The 21,596-nt window shown below is 62.2% G+C and carries 21 protein-coding genes; 8 read left to right on the top strand and 13 right to left on the bottom strand.

Going from position 1 to position 21,596, the window contains the following annotated elements:
- Positions 1-1,045: tripartite tricarboxylate transporter permease (locus ACW8PS_RS00330; RefSeq protein ID WP_491525255.1), on the top strand; the 1,045-nt coding region annotated here is incomplete at its 5' end.
- A gap of 171 nt (positions 1,046-1,216) precedes the next feature.
- On the opposite strand, the gene ACW8PS_RS00325 is transcribed toward ACW8PS_RS00330, so the two are convergent.
- From ACW8PS_RS00325 to argH, 5 genes are all read right to left on the bottom strand, one after another.
- On the bottom strand, positions 1,217-1,798 hold the full coding sequence (locus tag ACW8PS_RS00325; RefSeq protein ID WP_491525254.1) for a VOC family protein: 582 nt from the start codon (positions 1,796-1,798) through the stop codon (positions 1,217-1,219).
- A gap of 241 nt (positions 1,799-2,039) precedes the next feature.
- Entirely contained in the window at positions 2,040-3,062 is a 1,023-nt protein-coding gene (locus ACW8PS_RS00320) for a hypothetical protein (RefSeq protein ID WP_491525253.1), read from the bottom strand.
- A gap of 36 nt (positions 3,063-3,098) precedes the next feature.
- Positions 3,099-3,569 (bottom strand): transcription elongation factor GreA, encoded by a 471-nt coding sequence (greA, locus tag ACW8PS_RS00315; RefSeq protein WP_491525252.1) that lies wholly within the window; start codon positions 3,567-3,569, stop codon positions 3,099-3,101.
- Positions 3,570-3,790: 221 nt separating this feature from the next.
- Positions 3,791-3,937, bottom strand: coding sequence for an argininosuccinate lyase (locus ACW8PS_RS00310; RefSeq protein ID WP_491525251.1), 147 nt, complete (start codon positions 3,935-3,937; stop codon positions 3,791-3,793).
- Positions 3,934-5,325, bottom strand: coding sequence for an argininosuccinate lyase (gene argH, locus ACW8PS_RS00305; protein WP_491525250.1), 1,392 nt, complete (start codon positions 5,323-5,325; stop codon positions 3,934-3,936). Before argH ends, ACW8PS_RS00310 begins: the two co-directional genes overlap by 4 nt.
- Positions 5,326-5,352: 27 nt before the next feature.
- Between argH and ACW8PS_RS00300 the strand changes: the two genes are divergently transcribed.
- Positions 5,353-5,913: a TlpA family protein disulfide reductase gene (locus ACW8PS_RS00300; protein WP_491525249.1), complete on the top strand. Its 561-nt coding sequence runs from the start codon at positions 5,353-5,355 to the stop codon at positions 5,911-5,913.
- On the opposite strand, the gene ACW8PS_RS00295 is transcribed toward ACW8PS_RS00300, so the two are convergent.
- Positions 5,910-6,482, bottom strand: coding sequence for a DNA-3-methyladenine glycosylase I (locus ACW8PS_RS00295; protein WP_491525248.1), 573 nt, complete (start codon positions 6,480-6,482; stop codon positions 5,910-5,912). The genes ACW8PS_RS00300 and ACW8PS_RS00295 overlap by 4 nt on opposite strands.
- 126 nt (positions 6,483-6,608) lie before the next feature.
- On the opposite strand from ACW8PS_RS00295, the gene ACW8PS_RS00290 reads away from it, so the two are divergent.
- The 3 genes from ACW8PS_RS00290 (at position 6,609) to phbB (ending at position 9,577) form a co-directional block, all read left to right on the top strand.
- Positions 6,609-7,448, top strand: coding sequence for an EAL domain-containing protein (locus ACW8PS_RS00290; RefSeq protein ID WP_491525247.1), 840 nt, complete (start codon positions 6,609-6,611; stop codon positions 7,446-7,448).
- Positions 7,449-7,620: 172 nt separating this feature from the next.
- The gene (locus ACW8PS_RS00285) at positions 7,621-8,796 is read left to right on the top strand and encodes an acetyl-CoA C-acetyltransferase (protein WP_491525246.1); all 1,176 of its coding nucleotides are present in this window, start codon (positions 7,621-7,623) and stop codon (positions 8,794-8,796) included.
- A gap of 58 nt (positions 8,797-8,854) precedes the next feature.
- Entirely contained in the window at positions 8,855-9,577 is a 723-nt protein-coding gene (phbB, locus tag ACW8PS_RS00280) for an acetoacetyl-CoA reductase (protein ID WP_491525245.1), read from the top strand.
- A gap of 332 nt (positions 9,578-9,909) precedes the next feature.
- Here phbB and ACW8PS_RS00275 read toward each other — a convergent pair whose 3' ends face one another.
- From ACW8PS_RS00275 to ACW8PS_RS00265, 3 genes are all read right to left on the bottom strand, one after another.
- Entirely contained in the window at positions 9,910-10,074 is a 165-nt protein-coding gene (locus ACW8PS_RS00275; RefSeq protein WP_491525244.1) for a YdcH family protein, read from the bottom strand.
- Between the two features lie 111 nt (positions 10,075-10,185).
- Entirely contained in the window at positions 10,186-10,938 is a 753-nt protein-coding gene (locus ACW8PS_RS00270; RefSeq protein WP_491525243.1) for a tRNA1(Val) (adenine(37)-N6)-methyltransferase, read from the bottom strand.
- A complete protein-coding gene (locus ACW8PS_RS00265) occupies positions 10,939-11,157 on the bottom strand; it encodes a putative signal transducing protein (protein WP_491525242.1) in 219 nt (72 codons plus the stop codon).
- Positions 11,158-11,213: 56 nt separating this feature from the next.
- Here ACW8PS_RS00265 and ACW8PS_RS00260 point away from each other — a divergent pair, with 56 nt between their 5' ends.
- A complete protein-coding gene (locus tag ACW8PS_RS00260) occupies positions 11,214-12,215 on the top strand; it encodes a polyprenyl synthetase family protein (RefSeq protein WP_491525258.1) in 1,002 nt (333 codons plus the stop codon).
- Here ACW8PS_RS00260 and ACW8PS_RS00255 read toward each other — a convergent pair.
- The 3 genes from ACW8PS_RS00255 to ACW8PS_RS00245 all read right to left on the bottom strand — a co-directional run bounded on the left by ACW8PS_RS00255 (position 12,208) and on the right by ACW8PS_RS00245 (position 16,524).
- Positions 12,208-13,029: a 4-(cytidine 5'-diphospho)-2-C-methyl-D-erythritol kinase gene (locus tag ACW8PS_RS00255; protein ID WP_491525257.1), complete on the bottom strand. Its 822-nt coding sequence runs from the start codon at positions 13,027-13,029 to the stop codon at positions 12,208-12,210. The two genes, ACW8PS_RS00260 and ACW8PS_RS00255, sit on opposite strands and share 8 nt — an antisense overlap.
- Positions 13,029-14,726, bottom strand: a complete 1,698-nt coding sequence (locus ACW8PS_RS00250) for a tetratricopeptide repeat protein (RefSeq protein ID WP_491525241.1) — start codon at positions 14,724-14,726, stop codon at positions 13,029-13,031. The genes ACW8PS_RS00255 and ACW8PS_RS00250 overlap by 1 nt, the downstream gene beginning before the upstream one ends.
- A 160-nt stretch (positions 14,727-14,886) precedes the next feature.
- Entirely contained in the window at positions 14,887-16,524 is a 1,638-nt protein-coding gene (locus tag ACW8PS_RS00245; RefSeq protein WP_491525240.1) for an electron transfer flavoprotein-ubiquinone oxidoreductase, read from the bottom strand.
- Positions 16,525-16,771: 247 nt separating this feature from the next.
- Here ACW8PS_RS00245 and lysA point away from each other — a divergent pair, with 247 nt between their 5' ends.
- The gene (gene lysA, locus ACW8PS_RS00240) at positions 16,772-18,037 is read left to right on the top strand and encodes a diaminopimelate decarboxylase (RefSeq protein ID WP_491525239.1); all 1,266 of its coding nucleotides are present in this window, start codon (positions 16,772-16,774) and stop codon (positions 18,035-18,037) included.
- A gap of 25 nt (positions 18,038-18,062) precedes the next feature.
- The gene (locus tag ACW8PS_RS00235) at positions 18,063-20,591 is read left to right on the top strand and encodes a TIGR02302 family protein (protein ID WP_491525238.1); all 2,529 of its coding nucleotides are present in this window, start codon (positions 18,063-18,065) and stop codon (positions 20,589-20,591) included.
- 49 nt (positions 20,592-20,640) lie between these two features.
- On the opposite strand, the gene ACW8PS_RS00230 is transcribed toward ACW8PS_RS00235, so the two are convergent.
- Positions 20,641-21,432 (bottom strand): zinc-ribbon domain-containing protein, encoded by a 792-nt coding sequence (locus ACW8PS_RS00230; protein ID WP_491525237.1) that lies wholly within the window; start codon positions 21,430-21,432, stop codon positions 20,641-20,643.
- Positions 21,433-21,596: the final 164 nt, after the last annotated feature.

Genomic DNA, 21,596 nt, shown 5'->3' with positions numbered 1-21,596 from the left:
GGCCTTTGCGGGCACCGGCAATGTGGCCAAGGCGCTTTTGATGACGCTTCTGGGGCTGATCATGGCAACCGTGGGCGAAGGCGCGCTGCTGAACCTGCCGCGTTTCACCATGGGCATCATGGACCTGCAATCGGGCTTTGGTTTCATCACGCTGGCGATGGCGATGTTCGCCCTGCCGGAAGCCATATATCTGGTGCTGGACCCGCGCCGATCCTCAGATGGCGGACCGGCCGGGGACATCAAGGACCTGCGCATTACACGGGCCGAGGCGCGTCAGATCGCGCCTGTTATTGCTCGGCAATCCATCCAGGGGTTTTTGATCGGTGTGCTGCCGGGCGCGGGCGCGACCATCGCGTCGTTCCTTGGATATGCGGTTGAGCGCAATATCGCGCCCAAGCATGAGCAGGACGAGTTCGGCAAGGGATCGCTGAAGGGTCTTGCCGCGCCCGAAGCGGCCAATAACGCGGCCTGCACCGGGTCTTTTGTGCCGCTTCTGACGCTTGGCATTCCGGGGTCGGGCACCACGGCGATCCTGCTGGGGGCGCTGATTGCGCTGAATGTCAGCCCCGGCCCGCGCCTGATGATCGATGAGCCGGAGATTTTCTGGGCGGTGATCATCTCGATGTATCTGGGCAACCTGATCCTGTTGCTCCTGAACCTGCCGCTGATTCCCTATATCGCCAAGGTGCTGGCGGTGCCGCGCACCTTCCTGATCCCGTTCATTCTGTTTTTCACCCTGATGGGGGCCTATATCGGGCAGAACAACGCCACCGAACTGCTGATCCTTGTGGGGTTTGGCGTCTGTGCCACGATATTGCGCTTTGCCGATTACCCGCTGGCCCCGCTGTTGATCGGGTTCATTCTTGGGTCGATGCTGGAAGATAATTTCAGCCGCGCAATGCAGCTTTATGGCGGGATCAGCTTTATTCTGGAACGTCCCATGACGCTTGGTCTGCTGGTATTGGCGGTGTTGTTGGTGGTGGTGCCAAGCTATCGCGCGCGCCGGGCACGGGCGCGCGCCGGCGGTGTTGCCGACGGCGATTGATAGAGGGGTTCGCCGCCTTCGGCACCGACCGGTGAACGCGCCGCCTCGGGCCCCGTTGGGGCCGCTCGCGCGGCGCGTGGCTGGCGCGGCGATCGGGCCGAGAGGGCGTTTGCGGTGGGTGGGCCGGGATGCCTCCGGCGGGAGTATTTGAACAAAGAAGAATGTGGTCTGTCAGTAAGGGTTTTTCGCGCTGCGATCGGTTGACAGGCTTTGCGCGCGGCGTTCGACCAGTATCTCGATGGCATCGGCCAGATGGATTTCGGCGATGTTGTAATCCCCACGCGCCAGGCGGAGCCGGTGGGCTTCTATCATGACATCGGCATGGCTGCAGCCAAGCGGCGGATCGAAGCGGTATGAGGCCAGCTCGATGAGCAACCCCATCGGATCCTTGAAATAGATCGAATCCATGAAGCCGCGATCCTTGGGGCCGGAATGGTCGATGCCGCGTTCATCGAGCCGTTCGACCGCTTGAGCGAAGGTCGCTTTTGAGACGTTGATGGCCAGGTGATGCACGCAGCCGGGATCAGTGGGTGTGCGGCGCGGGTCGGGTTTGCGGGCCTCGTTGGTGAAAACGGTGATGAGCCGCCCGTCACCGGGGTCGAAATAGAGATGGCCTTCGCCAGGATTATCCAGATTGGGCTGATCGAAGATGAAGGGCATGCCAAGCAACCCCTCCCAGAAATCAATCGAGGTTTGGCGATCTGCCCCGGTCAGGGTGATGTGATGTATGCCTTGTGCCTGTAGTTTCCGCATGCCGCCTGCCTTTCGTTGATCGGCCTATAGCGCGTCGCGCCTGATCGGATTCGAGCATTCATCACCCGGACCGAGGCAGCGTTCGCGCAATCGAATGCGTTCGGGCCGGCCGGTGAATTCAATTTGGCGCGACGCGCTCTTAGTGTAGAAGCAAATCGGGGTCAGGCAAATTCTGATTCATGGTGTGGGGTTGAAGCTGCGTTGGGTCGCACAAGCGGCCATGCGGCCAATAACCCAGGCCCTAATCAAACGTCCCCGTCACCCGGCCAAGCAGCATGAACGCACGGGCGGTGCGGGTCTCGGACATCTGCACAATCTCTTCATCGGTCGCGTTCTGCTCGAAATCGACCAGCGTCATGTCGAACTGGCGCAGGAAATGATGCACCGCATCGCGAAACACCGGGTCTTGTTTCATCCGGCCCGATGACAGCGCCAGCGAAGACCGGTCCCGAATGCCGCCAAGCCCCGCAATGGGTTTGCCGCGCTCGCCCCTGGCGAATTTTCGCCAGATCTCGGGCTTGGCGCGGTCGGGGCGCAGGTCATCCATGTAAATCCCGTCCTGGCTGAGCAGGGTCAGCACGTCCTGGCTGGCCCGGATCAGTTTCTTGGTCGACGGATCCTGCAACGCGCGGCGCAGGGTGCGGAAGCCTTCCTTGTCATGTTCGTTTTCGGGGAAATTCAGCGCCTTGATGAAATCCGCGATCGAGATCGGCTCTTGCAGGTCTTCGGCAGGCGTCCCCAAGCCCAGGCTTGGTTGCGGGGCGTCTTGTGTCGCGGGTTCACGTGCCACTGCGGCGCGCGCCTCGGCGCTTTCGGCGGCCTTGCGGATCGAGGTGAAACTCGCCAGCGCGCTTTCGGCCTGGCGCTGCGCCTTGGCGATCTCATCCAGCTTGGCCACCACTTCGGGCCTCAGATCCATGCCGCCGCGTTGCTGCTGGACCATAAAGGCCGCGCGCATGGCGTCAATCGCGCTTTGCAGCCTTGCCGATTCCTCGCGCAGGATGCGGGCGGTCTTGGCGGCAGAGGCGGCCACCCAGATCAGGGCCACGGGCATGAAAATGGCCAGTATGATCATCAGCGCCTCAAGCGTCGACGCCTCGCCCAGTCCCGACATGTCGGTGCCGTAAAAGAAATAGATGACACCCGCCAGCCAGATGATCGTCAGCCCCAGCGCCACCACTTCGATCATCGTGATGCGTGACGTTCCCGGGTCAGGCACAAAAGCACCAAGTTCAAGGGTAGAGAGATTTTTCTCGTCTGCCATAGCTACCAAGTTCCGCGTTCCGGCAGAGCGCTGCCCCTAGATATAGGAGATCTTGACGATCTCGTATTCCTTGCCGCCGCCCGGCGTTTTCACTTCGACACTGTCACCTTCCTCCTTGCCAATCAAGGCACGCGCCAGCGGAGAGTTGATGTTGAGCAGGCCCTGTTCGATCCTGGCTTCGGCCTCGCCGACGATCTGATAGGTCTTTTCTTCCTCGGTATTCTCATCGACCAGTTCCACGGTGGCCCCGAATTTGATCGGACCGGACAGTTTTTTCGGGTCAATGATCTGTGCCAGGCTGATCAGGCCCTCAAGTTCCTTGATGCGGCCCTCGATGAAGGACTGCTTTTCGCGCGCCGAATGATATTCGGCGTTCTCGGACAGATCACCGTGTTCGCGGGCCTCGGCGATGGCCTTGATAATGGCCGGACGCTCAATGCTCTTGAGAATCTTCAGCTCGGAATCCAGGGCACTGAAGCCCGTCGGAGTCATAGGGATCTTGTCCATCGCGTTCACCGTATCTCTACATCGCGTATTGCCGCTCGAAAGCCGGACGATACGGGGCCTTGAAGGGTAGTTCAACGGGATTTTCCATGCCCGGGGCGCGGCGGCGCTTGCCTTCTTTGCGCTCCAAATATCCCCGGGGGGTCTGCCGCAGGCAGACGGGGGCAGCGCCCCCATGATCGGCTCCGGCCTGGCGCTCCGCTCTTTCCGGTGGCCAGCCCGGCCTAGATGGTGCCCACGATGCCGATCTCGGCAGTTCCGGTAATGGTGAGGCCAGTGGCCGGGCGCGGCTCGGGCGCGGTTGGGCTGCCATCGACGCCGCAGGCTGACAGCCCCGCCAGCATCGCCACGATCAGGATTACCCGTGTCATTCCAACATCTCCTTCCAGCGCGCCACCTGGGCGCGGACCTGCATCGGTGCGGTCCCGCCATAGGACATGCGCGAGGCGACCGAATTATGCACGCCCAGAACCTCGAACACGTCGCCTGTGATCGCGCCATGCACGCCCTGCATCTGCGCCAGGGTCAGGTCGGGCAGGTCGCAGCCCGCATCCTCGGCCAGTTTTACCAGCGCACCGGTGACATGATGCGCCTGCCGGAACGGCATGTCCAGACTGCGCACCAGCCAGTCCGCCAGATCGGTCGCGGTGGAAAACCCGCTGGCGGCGGCTGTTTCCAGATTGGCGCGGTTCGCGGTCATGTCGCTTACCATCCCGGTCATCGCGGCCAGGGCCAGCATCAGGCTGTCGGCGGCGTCAAACACCTGTTCCTTGTCTTCCTGCATATCCTTGGAATAGGCCAGCGGCAGGCCTTTCATGACCACCAGAAGCGCCACATTCGCCCCCAGAATACGCCCGATCTTGGCCCGGATCAGTTCGGCCGCATCGGGGTTTTTCTTCTGCGGCATGATCGAGGAGCCGGTGGAGAACCGATCCGACAGCGTGACGAACCGGAATTGGGCCGAGGACCAGATCACCAGCTCCTCTGCAAAGCGCGACAGATGCATGGCGCAGATCGTGGCGGCAGACAGAAATTCCAGCGCAAAATCGCGGTCGCTGACCGCATCCAGCGAATTGGCGGCGGGCCGGTCAAAGCCAAGCGCGGTTGCGGTGTCCATCCGGTCGATCGGAAAGGAGGTTCCGGCAAGGGCTGCGGCCCCAAGCGGGCATTCATTCATCCGGGCCCGCGCGTCGATCATGCGTGACCGGTCGCGGGCGAACATCTCGACATAGGCCAGCATGTGATGGCCCCAGGTCACCGGCTGCGCGGTTTGCAGATGGGTAAAGCCCGGCATCACCCAATCGGCGCCCGCCTCGGCCTGTGCGAGGAGCGCTTGCATAAGCGCCAGGAGCCCCTGCGTGGCCGCATCGGTCTGATCGCGGACCCAGAGCCGGAAATCGGTGGCTACCTGATCGTTGCGGCTGCGCGCCGTGTGCAGACGCCCGGCCGGGTCACCGATGATATCCTGCAGCCGGGCCTCGATATTCATGTGGATATCTTCCAGCGCCGTGGAAAATTCAAAACTTCCGCGCTCGATTTCTGACAAGACCGTGAGCAGGCCTTCCCGGATCGCCTTGGCATCGCTATCGGTAATGATACCCTGCGCCGCCAACATGGCCGCATGTGCCAAGGAACCGTCGATGTCCTGTTTCGCCAATCGTTTGTCGAACCCGATCGAGGCATTGATCGCCTCCATGATCGCGTCTGGCCCGGCGGCGAACCGGCCGCCCCACATGGCGTTCGAAGTGGAATTGGACATGGGAATGAAACCTCGGAAGGAAAGTGAATGATCCGCGTGATGCGTCTTGCCGTGCTCTATATCGCCTTGGGGTCGGGTGCAAATACCGCCATGGCCGAAGGGTTGGAGCATCTCTTGCAGGGCGACATGCGTGTGATGATGTTGCAGGACAGGCCGGTTGATCTGGCCCCTGTCGTTTTCACCGATACCGATGGCGTTGAAATGGGGCTCGATGCCTTTGCCGGACAATATGTCGTGCTGAATTTCTGGGCCACCTGGTGTGCGCCCTGCCGGGTTGAAATGCCATCGCTCGCCGCCTTGCAGGAAATCATGGGCACGCCCGATTTTGCTGTCGTTACCGTTGCCACCGGCCGCAATCCGATGCCCGCAATCACCCGGTTTCTGAATGAGGTCGGGGCCGCCAGCCTGCAGGTCGTGCTGGACCCGAGCCAGGACATGGCCCGCGCAATGGATGTAACGGGGTTGCCGACGACCGTGCTGCTGAACCCCGAAGGGCGCGAGATCGGGCGTCTGGTCGGCGATGCCGATTGGGCCGGTGAGGCCGCGCTGGCGCTGCTCAGGGCATGGTCGGGGCAGGGCGAAAGCTAAGCCAGCGCTACGCATCTGGCATGGGCCGGGCAGGTGATGACATGGTCGTTCACCATGCCCACGGCCTGCATGAAGGCGTAAATGATCGTCGGGCCGCAAAACCGGAACCCGGCCTTTTTCAGATCTTTTGAAATCTGCGTGGACAGCGGCGTAAGGGTGGGCACCTCGGCCATGCTGGCGCAATTGTTCTGCACCGGCACGCCACCGACATAATCCCACAGGAACCGGTCAAACCCCTGCGCCGCCTCGATCTTCTGCCAGGCCTTTGCGTTGCCAATGGTGGCCTCGATCTTGCCGCGATGGCGCACGATGCCGGCGTTTTGCAGCAAGGTTTCAACCTCATCCGGCCCCCATGTCGCAATCACATCCGGGTCGAACCCGGCAAAGGCTTCGCGAAACGCATCGCGCTTGCGCAGAATGGTGATCCAGGCAAGGCCAGCCTGAAACCCGTCGAGAATCAGTTTCTCGAACAACGCCCGACTGTCGCGCTCGGGCATGCCCCATTCGGTGTCATGATAGGCCCGATAAAACGGGTCATCGCCCGGCCAGGTGCAGCCCTCATGGTCCATCGGTCTCATTCCTTTAATAAAATTCCGGCCCGGTCGCTTTTCCTAAAACTAGAACAAAATGCGCATATTCACCATGCCTTAACGCCCGTCCGCGCAATCTGCCCCGGTCTGATCAAGGAGGCTGCCATGCGGGGGCGCAAACGCAAACTACTGGTGGATGCGGATGTGGAAAGCCCGCTGTCATTCGCCGTGCAACACCGTGACAAGGGCATATTGACCATGGTCCGCGAGGCGTTGGAACGCGGCGATGCCGTGCTGGCCTATCAGCCTGTGGTGCAGGCGGGAAACCAGAAAACGGTGGCCTTTTACGAAGGTCTCATCCGTATCCTCGACGAAACCGGGCGGGTGATCCCGGCGCGCGAATTCATGGGGGCTGTCGAAAACCTGGATATTGGGCGGCTGATCGATTGCGCGGCGTTGCGCGCCGGTCTGCGGGCGCTGAAGCAGGTGCCGGATCTGCGCCTTTCGATCAATATGTCGGCCCGCTCGATCGGCTATCCGCAATGGAAACAGATCCTCAATCGCGGGCTGCATCGCGATCCGCAGGTGGCCGAACGGCTGATCCTCGAAATCTCCGAAAGCTCGGCCATGCAGATGCCGGAACTGGTGACTGTTTTCATGGCCGAATTGCAGGACAAAGGCATCACTTTCGCGCTGGATGATTTCGGGGCCGGGCACACCGCGTTCCGGTATCTCAAGGAATTCTACTTTGATATCGTCAAGATCGACGCGCAGTTCATCCGCAACGTGCATGAGGATTCCAATAATCAGGTGCTGACCCAGGCCCTGGTCTCTCTTGCCGGGCATTTCGACATGTTCACCGTCGCCGAAGCCGTGGAAACCCCGGAGGAAGCGGCCTGGCTTGCCACTGCCGGGCTCGATTGTCTGCAGGGCTACCTGTTTGCTGCCCCAAGCCTGACGCCGCCCTGGGCGCTGAGCAAAGGCGGCAAGTCGCGCACTGGCTGATCGCCCCGGCCCATCCCGGATATTCCGGTTGAATCCGCCCCGGCCCTGAGACACCGTGTCAGTTGAGAACTCCCCCCCGACGTCCTATGACGCCGGGGATTATCTGCTTCGCGTTGCGTTTCGCCCACGCAATCCGGCCTGATTGCTTTGCTCAACAAAAGAAGGACCAGACATGACCAATGTCGTTATCGCCTCTGCCGCCCGAACCGCCGTCGGCAGTTTTCTCGGCTCGTTCGCCAACACGCCCGCTCATGATCTGGGTTCGGCCGTTCTGGAGGCGCTGGTCGATCGCGCCGGTATCGATAAATCCGACGTCTCCGAGACCATCCTGGGTCAGGTGCTGACTGCGGCCCAGGGCCAGAACCCGGCCCGCCAGGCGCATATCAATGCCGGCCTGCCGAAAGAGGCTGCCGCCTGGGGTATCAATCAGGTTTGCGGATCGGGCCTGCGCGCGGTGGCGCTTGGCGCGCAGCACATCATGTTGGGCGATGCCACCATCGTGGCGGCTGGCGGGCAGGAAAACATGTCGATGTCGACCCATGCCGCCGCGCTGCGGCAGGGCCAGAAAATGGGCGATATGAAATATATCGACACCATGATCCGTGACGGGCTGTGGGACGCGTTCAACGACTATCACATGGGCCAGACCGCAGAAAACGTCGCCGAAAAGTGGCAGATCAGCCGCGAGATGCAGGATGAGTTTGCCGTCGCCAGCCAGAACAAGGCCGAGGCCGCACAGAAGGCCGGCAGGTTCACCGACGAAATCATCCCCTTCACGATCAAGACCCGCAAGGGCGATATCACGGTCGATGCCGATGAATATATCCGCCACGGTGCCACGATGGAAGCCATGGCCAAACTGCGCCCGGCCTTCGCCAAGGATGGCTCGGTCACCGCGGCCAATGCCAGCGGCCTGAATGACGGCGCGGCGGGTGCGCTGCTGATGTCCGCCGATGAGGCCGAAAAACGCGGCATCAACCCGCTGGCGCGGATCGCATCTTACGCCACGGCCGGTCTGGACCCGTCGATCATGGGCGTGGGGCCGATCTATGCCAGCCGCAAAGCGCTGGAAAAAGCCGGCTGGAGCGTTGATGATCTCGACCTGGTGGAAGCCAACGAGGCCTTCGCCGCCCAGGCCTGCGCCGTGAACAAGGAAATGGGTTGGGATCCGGCGATCGTGAACGTCAATGGCGGCGCGATTGCCATCGGCCACCCGATCGGTGCCTCGGGGGCCCGCGTGCTGAACACGCTGCTGTTTGAAATGCAGCGCCGCGACGCGAAAAAGGGCCTCGCCACGCTCTGCATCGGCGGCGGTATGGGTGTTGCGCTTTGCGTCGAACGTCCTTGAATTGAAACGAACGGCGGGGGTGACCTCCGCCCGACACCCATCCTGAAGGAGAAAACCCATGGCACGAGTTGCACTCGTCACTGGTGGCACCCGCGGAATCGGCGAAGCCATCTCGAAAAAACTGAAGGCAGAAGGCTATGATGTTGCCGCCACCTATGCCGGCAATGACGAGGCGGCGGCGAAATTCACTGCCGAAACCGGCATCAAGACCTATAAGTGGAATGTCGCAGATTATGACGCCTCTGCCGCGGGTATCGCGCAGGTCGAGGCCGATCTTGGCCCCATCGACGTGGTTGTCGCCAATGCCGGCATTACCCGCGACGCGCCGTTTCACAAGATGAAGCCCGAACAGTGGAACGAAGTGATTGCCACCAACCTGACCGGCGTATTCAATACCGTTCACCCGGTCTGGCCCGGTATGCGCGAACGCAAATTTGGTCGCGTTATCGTGATATCCTCGATCAACGGGCAGAAGGGCCAGTTTGCTCAGGTCAATTACGCCGCGACCAAGGCTGGCGATCTGGGTATCGTGAAATCGCTGGCTCAGGAAGGCGCGCGCGCGGGCATCACCGCCAACGCCGTTTGCCCGGGCTATATCGCCACTGAAATGGTGATGGCGGTGCCTGAAAAGGTGCGCGAAAGCATCATCGGGCAGATTCCGGCAGGCCGCCTGGGCGAACCGGAAGAGATTGCGCGCTGCGTGGCATTCCTTGCCTCCGATGATGCGGGCTTTATCAATGGCTCGACCATTTCCGCCAATGGTGCCCAGTTCTTCGTCTGATCGCGGCCCCATTCATGTTCCTGTTCGGCCGGGCAGCCCTGTTGCCCGGCCGTTTTGCGTTTGTGGACCGGCGCACACATGTCAGAACAGCCCGCCAACACCGCGCCCCCGCGCAGCAAGGGCATCCCGAGGCGTTCCGGATTTTGCCTGAAACATGAGGCATCGCCCATGCGCATTATCCGCGCGGGCGGGGATCTGCTGGAATGGGAATGGGGGATGGGGGATGGAACCGACCCGGGAATTCGACCTCGAACGCGCGGCTCCAATCATTGTCGCGGCGGCGGATATGGCCCCGTGAGGGCCGATCCGCGCCGCGGTCCTTTCACGTCTGCCTAGCTGTCCAGCCGGGAAATTTCTTCCTTGAGGCGGAGCTTCTGTTTTTTCAGTTCCTGGATGGCGATGTCATCGGTGCCAAGGCTTCGTTGGGCCTCTTCGACCTGTTTTGAGAGGGTCTCATGTTTTTTCTTCAGTTCGTGAAGATGAGCGCCTACGGTCATTCAGTTTCTCCTCTCGTAATGTGAACCTGATGTGACAAGCGAAGCACAGGACGGCGTGCGTGTCACGCCAAAGCTGAACAAAACTGTCTGGCATTCGCGGGGTTCCGCCGATCAGCTCCAGGGGATCGCGGCCGCATCGCGCAGAACCGCGCGGGTAAATGCTGTAAAATCATCACCATCGGCCACATGCGCGGGCCCATCATGCAAGATCATAGGTGCCAGCAGGCAAAACGGCGCACGGGCCCCTTTGCGCGCCCGGATCAGGACACGAGGCGCGGCCCGGCCCTTGCGCGGGGCCAACGGGCGCAGGGCGATGGCCCCGAAATCCGGCGCAAGGGCGGCCAGCAGATCGGGCACCCGGTCGGTGGCATGGATCATCGTCAACCAGCCTTTGGGTTTCAGCCTGCGGGCGGCGGTGTCGGTCCAGCGCGCCAGCGGGGTTTCTTCGCGCAGGGCGCTTTCGCGGCCCGCGTCGCGCGCAGGCGTGCCGCCGCCCGGGCGATAATAGGGTGGGTTGGCGATGACATGGTCGAAACTTTGCCGGCGCAATGGCGCGGGCAGATCGGTCAGATCGGCGGTGAAAACATCCATTGCAGGGCCTGCATTGCGGCGGGCCAGATCTGCGTAATCGGCCTGTCTTTCGACCCCGCTCAGCACCACCCCCGGCACCCGCGCGGCCAGACACAGCGATGCCACGCCGACACCGCAGCCAAGTTCCAGCACCGTATCGCCAGCCTGTGCATCGACCGCCGCGCCCAGCAAAACAGGATCGGTCGCCGCGCGATAACCGGAAACCGGCTGCCAGACCGCGACCCGCCCGCCCAGAAAAACATCGCGCGTCAGATCGGCATCGGCAAAGCCCACTCAGTCACGTCCCAAGGGAATGTCATTGTCCAGCAGGGTGCGTTCTGCGGCGGCATAATCACCCGAGCGCACCATCATCCGGCGCGGCAGGACCCCGATTGATCCTTCCAGCACGCTCATATGGACGTCCATCACGAACACCTCTATATCCTCGCCCGACAGCAGTGCCGAAGCAAAAGCGATGATGGTCGGGTCGGTGCTGCGCAAAAGCTCTTCCATAGCAAGGGCACATAGGCATGACGCGCCCGTTTGTCGAGAGAAGGATAACCGCCAAGATGAGTCTGGCCGAAACCGCCGCAAAACCGCATGACCGGCTGAAGGATTTTCTGGCCGAGGATATGGAGGCCGTGAACCGGCTGATTCGTATTCGGATGGCCTCGCAACATGCGCCGCGTATCCCTGAGGTGACAGCCCATCTGGTCGAGGCCGGAGGCAAGCGCATTCGCCCGTTGATGACGCTGGCGGCGGCGCGGATATGCGGATATTCCGGCGAGGACCATCAGAAACTGGCCGCAACGGTTGAATTCATCCACACCGCCACGCTGCTGCATGATGATGTGGTCGATGAAAGCGGTCAGCGCCGGGGGCGGCCCACGGCCAACCTGCTCTGGGACAATAAATCCAGCGTGCTGGTCGGCGATTACCTGTTCGCGCGCTCGTTTCAGTTGATGGTCGAAACCGGGTCGCTGCGGGTTCTGGACATCCTGGCCAATGCGGCGGCCACGATTGCCGAAGGCGAAGTGTTGCAACTGACAGCGGCGCAGAATCTGGCCACGACAGAAGATATCTATGCCCAGGTTATCCGCGGCAAGACGGCGGCGCTGTTTGAGGCCGCGACGAAAGTGGGCGGTGTGATTGCGGGTGCCGATGAGGCCCATGTCAGCGCGCTGGCGCGGTTCGGCGATGCGCTTGGCATGAGTTTCCAGATTGTCGATGATCTGCTGGATTACGGCGGCATCTCGGGCGCGATGGGCAAGAACACCGGTGATGATTTCCGTGAACGCAAGCTGACGCTGCCGGTGATCAAGGCGGTGGCGCGCGCCGATGCGGATGAACGTGCCTTCTGGGTCCGGGTGATTGAAAAAGGCGACCAGCGCGATGGGGATCTGGAGGAGGCGCTGCATCTGATGCGGGCGCATGGCACGCTGGAAGAAACCCGGGGTCAGGCATTGCGCCATGCGGCTGAGGCAAAAGCGGTTCTGGCCCGTCTGCCCGATCACCCGCTGCAGGGCATGCTGGCGGATCTGGCCGATTTCGTGGTCGAACGGATCAGCTGAGAATTTCGGTGGCCCTGACCCACCAGTCGGGGTTCGCGGCCTGAATGCGCGCCGCCGCAAGATCGGCATCCGCGGCGGTTTCAAGCAATCCGAAACAGGTGGCCCCCGACCCGCTCATCCGGGCCAGCGCCACGCCTTCGTGGCGCAGCGCATCGAGACAGGCCCCGATCTGCGGTGCCAATGCCAGGGCAGGCGGCTCCAGATCGTTGCGCTGGCGCTTCAGCCAGGCGATGAAGCTGTCGAAACCCTGCCAGATCGGGGTGTCCAACGGCGGATTGTCCTTTTGTTCCAACCCGGCAAAGACAGACCCCGTCGGCACGGATAGGCGCGGGTTGATCAGCACCGCATGAAGCGTTGGCAGGGGTGGCGGATCAGACAGGACCCCACCAATGCCTGCCATGAATTGTGGCTTGGCAGAGAGGCAGACCGGAACATCGGCCCCGAGGCCCAGAATGGCCGTCTGGTCGGGCAGATCGCGGCCCAAGAGACGGGCCAGACCGCGCAATGTTGCCGCCGCATCCGCCGAACCGCCGCCGATGCCCGCCGCATGGGGCAGGTGTTTCTCCAATGTGATATTCGCAGGGGCATCGCCAAAGAGTGCCGCAGCCTTGAGGGCCAGATTGTCGCCCCCGGTCGGCACCCCTGCCGCCAGCGGGCCGGTAATCGACAGCCCAAATGTATCGGCAGGTTCAAACCGCAGCTCATCACCCACACCCGCAAACACCACCAGCGATTGCAACAGGTGATAGCCATCCGCGCGCTGGCCCGTCACATGCAGCGCCAGATTGATCTTGGCGGGTGCGAATTCCGTGATCACTGCGGGTTGTTCTCGGCCTCGTCTGCCAGCACCGCGTCGAGGCCCAGTTCCAGCTTGCGCCGAATGCGATCCGCATCAACCGGTTCGGGGCCGAAGGACAGCGCGCGGCTCCATTGAAATTCGGCCTCGCGGGTGCGCCCGACCATCCAATAGACATCGCCCAGATGGTCATTGATGATGGGATCGTTCGGTTCAAGCTCCACCGCGCGTTCCATCGGTGCCACGGCCTCCTCGTATTGGCCAAGGCGATACAGCACCCACCCAAGTGAATCGACGATATAGCCGCTCCTGGGCCGCACCGCGACGGCGCGTTCGATCATTCCCAGCGCCTCATCCAGATTGCGGCGCTGTTCAACCAGCGAATAGCCCAGATAATTCAACACCTGCGGCTGGTCGGGTCGCAGCAGCAGCGCCTGGCGGAAATCGGCTTCGGCTTCGATCCAGTTACCCAGCTTGTCATTGCTGATGCCGCGTGCGTAGAACAGAAACCAGCTGCGTTCATGGGTCTGATCAACCAGGGCCAGCGCGTCGGTATAGGCCGCCACGGCCCCCTCGTAGTTTTCCAGCCGACGTTGCGCATCGCCAAGCGCTGTATGAACCGCGGAAATCAACGGGTAGTCCCGCACCAGCGCGTTCAATACCTCGACCGCGGCATCGGTGCGCTCCATCTGGAACAGCGCCTCGGACCGGCCCAGTTCGGCATCGACAAAAAGCGCGTTTTCGCGCGGGATCTGGCGGTAGGTTTCCTCGGCCATGACAAATTGATCGGCATCCGACAGGATATCAGCGGCAAGCAATTGCGCATGGACATGACCGGGGTCGATCACATAGGCGGCGCGGGCATAGATCAGCGGCAGTGTGGTGCCCGCCTCGGTGCCCAGGGCGCGGGCCAGGGTGAACAGAACTTCGGCCATGCCCTGTTGCGGCGTGGTGATGAAATCATAGGGCCGTGCCGGGTTGGCGGCGATATCATCGCGCAGCTCGCGCAGGCCCTGATCACCGTTTTGATCCAGTGCCGCGTCCAAAAGCGCCAGCGCATCTGCCTGCCGGTCGAGCTGCACCAGGATCTGGGCATGGGCGCGAATGCCCCGGGTGCTGATTTGAAGCCGGCCATAGACCTCGCCCGAGAAGATCGCATTGGCACCGTCGAAATCCCCGACCGAGGCGCGCGCCAGCGCCAATTGGTAGGGCACCAGCCCTGCGACGGGGCTGTTGCTTGCGATGATCGCCTCGAATGTCTCGCTGGCCCGGCGCATATCGCCTTCGGCAAGGAACAGCCAGCCCTGGATCATCGGATCGACCAGCGGGCCCGCGCCGCGATTTTCGGTTGCGGCCCGGGCGGTGCCGGCCAGATCGCCGCGCCGGATGCGGTCAACCTGCAAGATCAGGTCCGCAAATTCGCGGCCTTCAATGTCGTCGGGCAGATCGGCGGCCAGTTCGGTGGCGCGGTCCCAATCACCGATAGCCGCCAGCGCCAGCATGGCATCGCCGCGCAGGGCGTGGTTTTCGGGATCGGTTTGCAGAACCTCAAGGAAATAGCGCGCGGCGGTCCGATGATCCCCGGCCAATGCCGCTTGCCGCGCGGCCAGATACGCCCCGGAATTATTCAGTTGCAGGGGCACGCTGATCTGCGCGACGGCCTGAGTGCTGAAGGCCAGGCCCGCGATCAGGGCCAGGCGGGAAAGAATGGGCATCTGTATCTCCTGCTCAATACCGTTCAAGACTAGGGTCGCATCGGGCCGGGCGCAATGCGGCCGAGGTTCTCCATGGGCGATTTCTGCCGTGCTGATAAGGATGTGAACGCGCGGCACCCGCCTGAACAGGAAAAGGCGACCCAAAGAACCGCCTCATTGGTTACATATTGGGATAGTTCGGCCCATCACCGCCCTGAGGCGTCACCCAGGTGATGTTCTGGCTCGGATCCTTGATATCGCAGGTTTTGCAATGCACGCAGTTCTGGAAATTGATCACAAAGGCATTGTCGATCACCTCATAGACCCCGGCCGGGCAATAGCGCTGCGCCGGTTCGGCGTATTTCGGCAGGTTCACGTCGATCGGCACGCCAGGATCGGTCAGGTGCAGATGCGCGGGCTGGCTTTCCTCGTGATTGGTCATCGAGAAACTGACATTGGTCAGCCGGTCAAAGCTGATCTTGCCATCGGGGCGCGGGTAGTCGATCGGCTGGTGCTTGGCAGCCTCCTCGGTGGCTTCGGCATCGGTTTTGCCATGTTTCAGCGTGCCAAAGAGTGACAGACCCAAAAGGCTGTTGGTCCACATGTCGAACCCGCCGAAGATCAACGAGGCGGACAGCCCCCATTTCGACCACATCGGTTTGACGTTGCGCACCTTTTTCAGATCCTTGCCGATGGGCCCCTGGCGCACCGCGTCCTCATAGCCGGTCAACTCATCCGATGACCGCCCGGCGCGGATCGCTTCAAACGCGGCTTCGGCCGCCGCCTTGCCCGACAGCATCGCGTTGTGGTTGCCCTTGATGCGCGGCACGTTGACCATGCCCACCGAACAGCCAAGCAACGCGCCGCCGGGAAAGACCATCTTGGGCATCGATTGATATCCGCCCTCGGAAATTGCCCGCGCGCCGTAGGCCACGCGTTTGCCGCCCTCCAGCAGCTCGGCCACCATCGGGTGATGCTTGAAGCGCTGGAACTCCATATAGGGGTAAACATATGGGTTCTTGTAGTTCAGGTGCACCACAAGGCCAAGAAAGACCTGATTGTTATCAGCGTGATAGATGAATGATCCACCGCCCGCGTTCTTGCCCAGAGGCCAGCCCATGGTGTGGGTGACGCGCCCTTCGCGGTGCTTGTCCGGGTCGATCTCCCAGATTTCCTTCATGCCCAGGCCGAATTTCTGCGGCTCATGTCCGGCGGACAGGTCGTATTTGGCGATGATCTCTTTCGCCAGCGAGCCGCGCACGCCCTCTGAGATGAAGACATATTTGCCATGCAGTTCCATGCCCGGTTCATAGGCATCCGAAGGCGTGCCATCGGCGTTTTTGCCAAATTCGCCGGCAACGACACCCTTCACTTCGCCATTGTCGCCATAGACCAGCTCGGAACAGGCCATGCCGGGGAAGATCTCGACGCCCATTTCCTCGGCCTGTTCGGCCATCCAGCGGCAGACATTGCCCATTGAGACGATGTAATTGCCATGGTTGGACATCAGCGGCGGCATCGGAAAATTGGGGATCCTGATCTTGCCCGCCGGGCCGAGCATGTAAAACTGATCCTGTTTGACCTTCACCGTGATCGGCGCGCCACATTCGCGCCAGTCGGGCATCAGCGCATCCAGACCCGAGGGGTCCAGCACCGCGCCCGACAGGATATGCGCGCCAACCTCGGACCCTTTTTCAAGAACCACCACAGTCAGATCGGAATCGAGCTGTTTCAGCCGGATCGCGGCGCTGAGCCCGGCCGGGCCGGCCCCGACGATGACAACATCATAGTCCATCGATTCGCGTGTCGCTTCGGTCATCCTGCGTTCCCTCCGGCTCGATGCGCGCCTGGCGCTCGTGTATCGCTGAAAAAATCGGTTCGGGCAGGCCTAGCGCGCCGCGCAAGACAGGTCAATCACGACGCAACATCACATGGGCCAAATGGCCAGATGGGCGAATTATCTTTCGCGGCACCCCACCCTGGGAACGGATCCCGCCCGCAGAGGTGATTGAATTTCGCCCGCCGATCCGCCACACCGGCGCAGGAACATCTCGCGGAGCCTCGACATGGATCATTTTCTTTATCGTGACGGCATGTTGCATGCCGAAGATGTGCCGCTGGCCGAGATTGCGGCCGATGTCGGCACGCCGTTCTATGTCTATTCCACCGCCACGCTGGAGCGGCATTACTTTTTGTTCAAGCAAGCGCTGGACGGGTTGGAAAATACCGTCTGCTACGCGATGAAAGCCAATTCCAATCAGGCGATTCTGAAAGTGCTGACCAATCTGGGGGCCGGCATGGATGTGGTTTCGGGCGGCGAATATGCCCGTGCGATTGCCGCCGGCTGCCCCGGCGAGCGCATCGTTTTTTCAGGTATCGGCAAGACCCGCACCGAGATGGAGATGGCGCTGGCGGGCGGTGTGCGCCAGTTCAATATCGAAAGCGAACCCGAGATGGTGATGCTGTCGCAGGTCGCGACCGCCATGGGCAGGATCGCGCCGATCACGATCCGGATAAACCCCGATGTCGATGCCCGCACGCATGAAAAGATCGCCACCGGAAAATCCGAGAACAAATTCGGCATCCCGATCGCCCGCGCGGTCGAGGTCTATGCCAAGGCCGCCGATCTGCCGGGGCTGAAGGTTGTCGGCATCGACGTTCATATCGGCAGCCAGCTGGTTGATCTGAAGCCGTTCGAACAGGCCTATCTGAAAGTCGCCGAACTGACCCGCACCCTGCGCGCCGAAGGCCATGATATCCGGCGTCTGGATCTGGGCGGGGGTCTGGGCATTCCCTATGCGCGGTCAAATTCCGCGCCGCCGCTTCCCATCGAATACGGGGCGCTGATCAAGAAATGCGTCGGTGATCTGGGGGTCGAGGTCGAGATTGAACCGGGCCGCCTGATCGCGGGCAATGCCGGGCTGCTGGTCTCGCGGGTGATTTATGTCAAACAGGGCGAGGGCCGCGATTTCCTGATCGTTGATGCGGCGATGAACGATCTCATCCGGCCCTCGATGTATGGGGCCTATCACGATATTGATCCGGTGGTGGAACCGGCTCCGGGGGTCGAACGCCAGCCCTTTGATATTGTCGGCCCGGTCTGCGAAAGCGGCGATACATTTGCCAAAGCGCGCCATATGCCGCCGATGCAGGCGCGCGATCTGGTGGCCTTTCGGTCTGCCGGGGCCTATGGTGCGGTGATGTCGTCGGAATATAACACCCGCCCGCTGATCCCTGAGGTTCTGGTCAAGGGTGATCACTTCGCCGTCATCCGGGCCCGTCCGACATTTGACGAGATCATAAACCGCGATATCGTGCCAGAGTGGCTTTAGCCGCACCGCAATAGCGAAGGGTCGCATGACCGAACAGATATCCCCCAAAACGGCCGCATTGGCCGATCTGGCCTGGCCCCTGCGCCTGACCCGGTTGGGCATGATGGCAGAACGGTTCGTGCGCGCCTTCTGGCCGGTCTGGACGATCCTGTTGGCCGTGTTTGCGGGCTTTGCGTTTGGCCTGGCCGAGATTCTGGCCCCGCGCGCCGTCTGGGCGGTGATCATTGTCACCCTGCTGGCCCAGATCTGGGCGCTTGTCTCAGGCGTCAAACGGTTCCGCATGCCGACCCGGACCGAGGCGCTGCACCGGTTGGACAGCACATTGCCGGGACGCCCGATTTCGGCCCTGATCGACCATCCGGCGATCGGCGCGCATGACCCCGGTGCCCTGAGCGTCTGGCAGGTGCATCTGGCCCGCATGGCGGCCCGCACAGCCGCCGCCCGCGCACCGCTGCCCGATCTGCGGGTGACCGACCGCGACCCTTTCGGGCTGCGCTTTCTGGTGGTCACCGGCTTTGCCATGGCGCTGCTGTTTGGCACAATCTGGAAAGTGACCGAAGTGGGCGATGCCCTGGCCGGGGTGCAGCAGACAGCTTCGGGCGGTCCCAGTTGGGAAGGCTGGGTCGAGCCGCCGCTTTATACCGGGATGCCGTCGCTTTACCTCAATGATATTCTGGCCGAGACGTTTGAGGCCCCGGCAGGGTCGCGCATTACCCTGCGCATGTATGGTGAGCCGGGTGACATCGCGGTTACCCAATCTCTGGAAACCGAAACCACCCCGCGTGATCCGGCGCAGTTGTCGCAACAATTCACCCTGCGCCAGACCGGTGATCTGACCATCACAGGGGCCAATGACCGCAGTTGGCGCATTACCATGCTGCAGGATCAGTCGCCCAATGTGGTGCTGGCCGAGCCGCTGTCAGGTGTGCCGCCGGGGTCGGTGCAGATAACCTATGCGGCGCAGGATGATTACGGTATCGCCGGCGGTCGGGTGCTGATTGCCCTGAACCCGGATCGGGCCGACCGGCGCTATGGCCTGAGCGTGGACCCCGAACGCCGCGAACCGCTGTCGCTGGATCTGCCTTTGCCATTCTCGGGCAGCCGCGCGGATTTCTCGGAAATTCTGGTCGAGGATCTGTCGCAACACCCCTTTGCCAACCTGCCGGTGCGCCTGACCCTGACGGTTGTGGATGACGCAGGCCAGATCGGCGAAACCGTGGTCGAGATTGATCGCCTGCCGGGGCGTCGGTTTTTCGATCCGCTGGCCAATGCCCTGGTTGAGATGCGCCGCGATCTGCTTTGGTCGCGCGAAAATGCCACCCGGGTGGCGCAGCTTTTGCGCGCCATCAGCTATCGGGCCGAGGACCTGTTTGAGGATGAAACCGCCTATCTGATGGTGCGCAGCGCGATCCGGCGGTTGGAAAGCGCGGCGGATGACGTGTCGCTGGAAACCCGCGATCAGGTGGCCGAGATCCTGTGGAACGCAGCACTTGTGATCGAGGAAGGCGATATCGCCGATGCGATTGCCCGCCTGCGCCGGGCGCAGGACCGGCTGGAAGAGGCCATGCGCCAGGGGGCCAGTGACGAAGAGATTGCGCAGCTCATGCAGGAATTGCGTGAGGCGATGGATGACTACATGCAGGAATTGGCCGATAATGCCGAGCCGCGCGGCACCGACGAACCCGACCGATCCGGCGAGACGATGAATATCAGCCGCGCCGATCTGGAAGAGATGATGCGCCGGATCGAGGAATTGATGCAGCAGGGCCGCATGGCCGAAGCGCAGGAGATGCTGGATGCGCTGCGTCAGATGATGGAAAACATGCAGATGACGCAGGGCGGAAACGATCCCAATGGCCCGCGCAGCCCTGGCCAGGAGGCGATGGAAGGCCTGCAGAACACCCTGCGCGATCAGCAGGGGCTGGCAGACGAATCCTTCAGAGATTTGCAGGAACGGTTCAACCCGAACGCGCCTGCCCCGAATGGGCAGACCCCCGAAGGCAACCAGCAGGGCAATGCCCAGGGCGGTGAAAACGATCAGGGCAGTCTTGCGGAACGTCAGCGTGCGCTGCGTGAACAGCTGCGCGAACAGGCCCAGAACCTGCCCGGTCGCGGCACCGAAGGCGGCGAAGAGGCTTTGCGGCGTCTGGAAGAAGCCGGCCGCGCCATGCGCGATGCAATCAATGAACTTGAACGCGGCGACCTGGCCGAGGCGCTCGACAGCCAGTCGGAGGCGATGGAAGCGCTGCGCGAAGGCATGGAGGAACTGGGCACCGCTTTGGCCGAAGCCAATCAGGGCGAGGATCAGGGCCAGGGCCAGGCCGAGGGCAATATGCAGGGCGAACGCCCGTTGCAGGATCCGCTCGGGCGGCAGGCCGGAAATTCCGGCTCGCTCGGCTCGGATCAAAGCTTCGAGGAACGCGAGGAGGCCTTCCGCCGGGCCCGCGAATTGCTGGATGAGCTGCGCCGCAGATCTGCAGATCAAAGCCGGCCCGATATCGAACTGGATTATCTGCGCCGCCTGCTGGACCGGTTCGCGACCGGCCCCCGTTAGACGGTTTCGGTATCAGTGCGGCGGGTGCCCTGCGACCCGGGATCAGCCCTTATAATCGTTCGCCAGTGGAGCTGCTCAGCCGTTCGGCCAATCCCTGCACCAGATCATCCAGCCAGAACCGGAAGGTATCGACCTGACCCACATAGGTTTCCAGCATCGATCCCGCCTGTGGGACGGCCTCGGAAATCTCGGGCGCAAAAATATAGGCCGCGACCGCGAGGGCGCCCAATACAACAATCACGATGAACCCAAGCCGAAACCCCCGCCTGCGGCGCGGGATCGCCTCGATCGTGTCAATGTCCGAACTGTCCATCTCACGCGCATTGCGGTCGGTGGTGGCGCGCAGAGTCGAATTGATCTCTTCGATATCGGGCAAAAGATCGCGCCCGGACGGGGGTGCGGCCGCCGCTGTGCCAATCGCCGTCGCGGCCCTGAGCGCGGCCAGCGTTTCGGTATCCGCCTCGTCTTTACCTGCCTCTGGCTCGGGGGCGCGGCCATCCGTGGCGGGGTCGTGCAACGCCATTTCCTCCTGCGCCTCGATGCCGCCCGCGACACCGCCACGGCGCAGGGTCTCTTCGCGCTCGCGTTCTTCGCGCAACAGGTCACGGATGGCCGGATCGAGATCGCGGCGCACCGGTCCTTTGCCGGAAAGCTCCGCGCTGGTGGGTTCGGCGCGGGCTTCCTCGGATCTGTCGCTTTGCGGCACCTCGATTCGGGCCCGGTTGCCGGGCTGAAACCAGGTTGTCGCGCAGTTGGAACATTGCACATCCCGGCCTTCGGGCGGAACCAGGCTGTCATCCACCTCATAGCGGGCGCTGCAATTGGGACATGTCAGGCGCATCGAAAAAACCCCGTTTGACCGCAGGATGCGCGGCCGCTCTACCTCTTGTTTGCGAGAACAGTAGCAATCGGCCCGCCGCTTTCCAAGCCATTGCTTGGGGCAGCGATTGCAAGACCGGACAGACTGAGGCATGACAGTGCCAGTATCGCGGGATAGGGGCAGCG

The organism is Alterinioella sp. (genome assembly GCF_058343375.1).
This window is presented reverse-complemented; position numbering and strand designations above follow the sequence as displayed.

Excerpts from the sequence above, each read along its gene's own strand:
- ACW8PS_RS00230 (WP_491525237.1), bottom strand. The coding sequence starts at position 21,432 with ATGCGCCTGACATGTCCCAATTGCAGCGCCCGCTATGAGGTGGATGAC.
- ACW8PS_RS00285 (WP_491525246.1), top strand. The coding sequence starts at position 7,621 with ATGACCAATGTCGTTATCGCCTCTGCCGCCCGAACCGCCGTCGGCAGT.
- ACW8PS_RS00275 (WP_491525244.1), bottom strand. The coding sequence starts at position 10,074 with ATGACCGTAGGCGCTCATCTTCACGAACTGAAGAAAAAACATGAGACC.
- ACW8PS_RS00265 (WP_491525242.1), bottom strand. The coding sequence starts at position 11,157 with ATGGAAGAGCTTTTGCGCAGCACCGACCCGACCATCATCGCTTTTGCT.
- lysA (WP_491525239.1), top strand. The coding sequence starts at position 16,772 with ATGGATCATTTTCTTTATCGTGACGGCATGTTGCATGCCGAAGATGTG.
- ACW8PS_RS00320 (WP_491525253.1), bottom strand. The coding sequence starts at position 3,062 with ATGGCAGACGAGAAAAATCTCTCTACCCTTGAACTTGGTGCTTTTGTG.
- ACW8PS_RS00260 (WP_491525258.1), top strand. The coding sequence starts at position 11,214 with ATGAGTCTGGCCGAAACCGCCGCAAAACCGCATGACCGGCTGAAGGAT.
- ACW8PS_RS00295 (WP_491525248.1), bottom strand. The coding sequence starts at position 6,482 with ATGGACCATGAGGGCTGCACCTGGCCGGGCGATGACCCGTTTTATCGG.
- greA (WP_491525252.1), bottom strand. The coding sequence starts at position 3,569 with ATGGACAAGATCCCTATGACTCCGACGGGCTTCAGTGCCCTGGATTCC.
- ACW8PS_RS00235 (WP_491525238.1), top strand. The coding sequence starts at position 18,063 with ATGACCGAACAGATATCCCCCAAAACGGCCGCATTGGCCGATCTGGCC.
- ACW8PS_RS00290 (WP_491525247.1), top strand. The coding sequence starts at position 6,609 with ATGCGGGGGCGCAAACGCAAACTACTGGTGGATGCGGATGTGGAAAGC.
- ACW8PS_RS00245 (WP_491525240.1), bottom strand. The coding sequence starts at position 16,524 with ATGACCGAAGCGACACGCGAATCGATGGACTATGATGTTGTCATCGTC.
- argH (WP_491525250.1), bottom strand. The coding sequence starts at position 5,325 with ATGTCCAATTCCACTTCGAACGCCATGTGGGGCGGCCGGTTCGCCGCC.
- ACW8PS_RS00325 (WP_491525254.1), bottom strand. The coding sequence starts at position 1,798 with ATGCGGAAACTACAGGCACAAGGCATACATCACATCACCCTGACCGGG.
- phbB (WP_491525245.1), top strand. The coding sequence starts at position 8,855 with ATGGCACGAGTTGCACTCGTCACTGGTGGCACCCGCGGAATCGGCGAA.
- ACW8PS_RS00310 (WP_491525251.1), bottom strand. The coding sequence starts at position 3,937 with ATGACACGGGTAATCCTGATCGTGGCGATGCTGGCGGGGCTGTCAGCC.
- ACW8PS_RS00250 (WP_491525241.1), bottom strand. The coding sequence starts at position 14,726 with ATGCCCATTCTTTCCCGCCTGGCCCTGATCGCGGGCCTGGCCTTCAGC.
- ACW8PS_RS00300 (WP_491525249.1), top strand. The coding sequence starts at position 5,353 with ATGATCCGCGTGATGCGTCTTGCCGTGCTCTATATCGCCTTGGGGTCG.